The 3,293-nt window shown below is 33.6% G+C and carries 4 protein-coding genes; all 4 read left to right on the top strand.

Translation table 11 applies throughout. The features are described 5' to 3' along the window. Window positions 1–84 precede the first annotated feature (84 nt). The 4 genes from G5V56_RS12165 to G5V56_RS12180 all read left to right on the top strand — a co-directional run bounded on the left by G5V56_RS12165 (window position 85) and on the right by G5V56_RS12180 (window position 3,087). On the top strand, window positions 85–666 hold the full coding sequence (locus G5V56_RS12165) for a DUF1287 domain-containing protein (protein WP_166965376.1): 582 nt from the start codon (window positions 85–87) through the stop codon (window positions 664–666). A 152-nt stretch (window positions 667–818) separates the two neighbouring features. After that, entirely contained in the window at window positions 819–1,247 is a 429-nt protein-coding gene (locus G5V56_RS12170) for a hypothetical protein (protein WP_166965378.1), read from the top strand. 128 nt (window positions 1,248–1,375) lie between these two features. Continuing rightward, entirely contained in the window at window positions 1,376–1,924 is a 549-nt protein-coding gene (locus tag G5V56_RS12175) for a hypothetical protein (protein ID WP_166965380.1), read from the top strand. Window positions 1,925–2,637: 713 nt separating this feature from the next. Further along, window positions 2,638–3,087, top strand: a complete 450-nt coding sequence (locus tag G5V56_RS12180) for an SMI1/KNR4 family protein (RefSeq protein WP_166965382.1) — start codon at window positions 2,638–2,640, stop codon at window positions 3,085–3,087. The last annotated feature ends 206 nt before the right edge of the window (window positions 3,088–3,293 follow it).

A 3,293-nucleotide genomic window follows, 5' to 3' on the forward strand; every position in this document is an offset into this window, starting at 1 on the left:
TTTCTTACATTTAACTGCATACCTAATCTGAAAAATGGCTCTTAAAATCCGCTACTTTTCATATAGGTACACGTTAGCACACATATGAGAAATGTACTTTTAATCATATTATTTTTTAGCATCAATCTTTGTTTTTCTCAAACAGAAATTGACCAAAATAGATTGTCTAATTGTGCTTTAGAATTGACCAAACAAAAAGTAACTTATGACCCGAGCTACTTCTCTATTGAATATCCAAATGGAGATGTACCAAGTGATAAAGGGGTTTGCACAGATGTTGTAATCCGTGCTTACCGAAAAATCGGGATTGACTTGCAAAAAAATGTTCATGAAGATATGAAAGCCAACTTCAGTGCTTATCCGAAAATATGGGGACTAAAAACAACTGACAAAAATATTGACCATCGGAGAGTTCCAAATTTGATGACTTATTTCAAACGTAAAGGTACCGAAAAACCGATTTCGGACAAGGCAAAGGATTATTTACCTGGAGATATAGTTTGTTGGAATTTGGGCGGTGCAATAACCCACATTGGAATTGTAGTTAATAAAAAATCTGATGATGGAAAACGGAATCTAATTGTTCACAATATTGGCAGCGGACAAGTTTTAGAAGATTGCCTTTTTGATTTTAAAATTATCGGACATTATAGATATAAAATATAAATACGTGTGCTAACATCGTGTAAAAATAATTGCTTGGTTCTAGCCTACTCGGAAAATCCTGCGGATTTTCCTCTGGTTCGTTCCATTTTTAGTAAGTTAGTTGCTTGCACACGCAACTATCCTTACACAATCACGTTGGCGCTAATTTAAAAATGAACGAGATTTCGATTCCATACCACTTACTACTACCAAGTATACTGACTGCACTGTTTCTTATTTTAATTGTGATTAAGAGACAAAAGCTTTTAATCGAAAACAAGAAGAAGTGGATCTGGATTAGTTTGACCGTTTTCCTAGGAGCTTACCTTTTCATAGTTGGCTTTGCGACTATAAATGACATTTACTATCAATGGGACTTAAACAACTTTGACTTGAATAAGGACGGGTTTTTCGGTGGAGAAGAAATAACTCCTGAACAAGAGCAAGCTATGTTTCGATTGACAAATGACGTTGGAAGGAATTTTTCATTTATAACCGGACTAATATTCGCGATTATTCTTGCCATTCCAACATACATGATTGGGCAAATAATTGAATTAAAAAAAAGAAAAAAAACTAGCGCCAACAACGGCTATAGCTAATGCTGGCTTGAAAGTAAAAAATGATATTTTGTACTTCCAATAACCATCCTGCTGGCGAGGACGGAAACGTTTCCAAAATGCCGCACTAGCCATAGCCAGGAACGTTGTAACACATTTGACTAAACTAAATGAATATAAAAAAAATATTATCTGATTTTGGAAGTTGGATTTTTGCTGGACTTACATTTTTAGGATTCATAATTATTTATGCAGGAATTGGTGGACGAGGAAGATATAAAGCTACAGGAGAAACAAATTTTTATTTTGTAGCGATCGGAATAGTCTTAGTTTTACCTTTTCTTATTTATATGCTTAAAACCAAAATTCTTATAAATAAAGCAGAAGATGAAGAAAGTAAAAGAATTGCTGACCTAATTAGAACCGGAGATAAAGTTATTGTCAATTTAGATAATTTAGAAATACAAAGTAATAGCTATAAACAAGAAATCGAAGTTGGAAGCGGATATAACACTCGGAATGAATATATTGATGTTAATCATAACGTGATATTGATTGATGTTCCATACAATAATGACTCAATTAAATACAAATTGAACATCGATATGGACACTACAAAATTAAAAATGCACTTTGCGATTAAACAGGAAACTGAATTATATATCGACCCAACAAATCCGAATAACAATTATTTGGATTTACGATTTTTAGAAAGTTGAATAAAAAACGTGTTACAACACCGTATAAAAATAATGCTTAGTTTAGTGCTTAATCAAAGGTTAGTGCGTTTTGCTAGCATCTGATTTTCCTTCGGAAAATCCTCACACACAAAACCGCACTATTCTTATACAATCACGTTAGTGTTTAATAAGACGGACTTTTGGATCTTCCCAGGTTTATTGCTACCCAAATAAAATTCAGGACGAATAGCCAATACAGCAAAAGGAGTATGGAATTGGACTTATGTACAATTTCGGACTGTCCAAGCTTTCGATTGAAATCGTATGAGAGTTCCACTATCAAATACGAATTTTGATTCGCATAAAGCTTGCCCAAGTTAGTGTTATTTTTCGACAAAGTCAATAGACAAACCAAAGACAAGGCTTTTACAGTACTGGTATTAAGCACGTTAAAAATTCATGGGCAGCTTTTAAAAAAACGCCACCTTATCAGCCACTGATAAAATGCATGATTTTAAAACCATAAACCTGCGCCAGAAATGCCATTGTATCGTCCAGTCTGACTACGTAAATGGAGGCATTCCCATTGGCCATTGGCTATTTACTAAACACAACAGCACGCATAAAACATAGCTGTCAAAAGTATTAAAATCAAATTTTTGTCTTATTTTTAAGGCAAACAATAAAAATGAAATCAGTGGATATTTAACCGCTACGTTTCATGCACGCTACAGTTGGCACACATTTGAGAAATGGAGATATTTAATAAATTCATAACAAGATTTGATAAAAATGATGATTTAGAAAAAGCATCTGTATCTGACATTGAAAAACTAAAAAAGGAATTAAGAATCAATATCCCAAATGACTTTGAACTATTCCTAACCAAATATGGAAATGTCTATACACCAGATATTTTGGATATAATAGTTGACAACGAAATTGACTTATATGACGTCCAAGAATTTTGGACAACGGAAAGAATAATTTATGACAAACAGAACGAATGGACAGCTCAACTTTCGACTGATTTAATCCCTTTTGCTTCAGATAGTATGGGAAACATTTTTGCGTTCTTGACTTCTGACCTAAAAGAAAAAAAGGAAAGTTCTGCAGTTTATTTTTTCGACCACGATTTTGACACAGTTGAGAAATTAACTGACTCATTTTCAGAATGGATTGACAATTATAATCGGATATAAAAAACGTGTGCCAACACCGTGTAAAAATAATTGCTTGGTTCTTGCCTACTCGGAAAATCCTACGGATTTTCCTTTGGTTCGTTCCATTTTTAGTAAGTTAGTTGCTTGCACACGCAACTATCCTTACACAATCACGTTGTGCTTCATTATAACCAACCGCTAACCAATGATAAAATTCTTTAGAAAAATCCGTCAAAAACTACTCT

The sequence above is a fragment of the Yeosuana marina genome (genome assembly GCF_011762485.1).
Classification (GTDB): Bacteria; Bacteroidota; Bacteroidia; order Flavobacteriales; family Flavobacteriaceae; genus Yeosuana; species Yeosuana marina.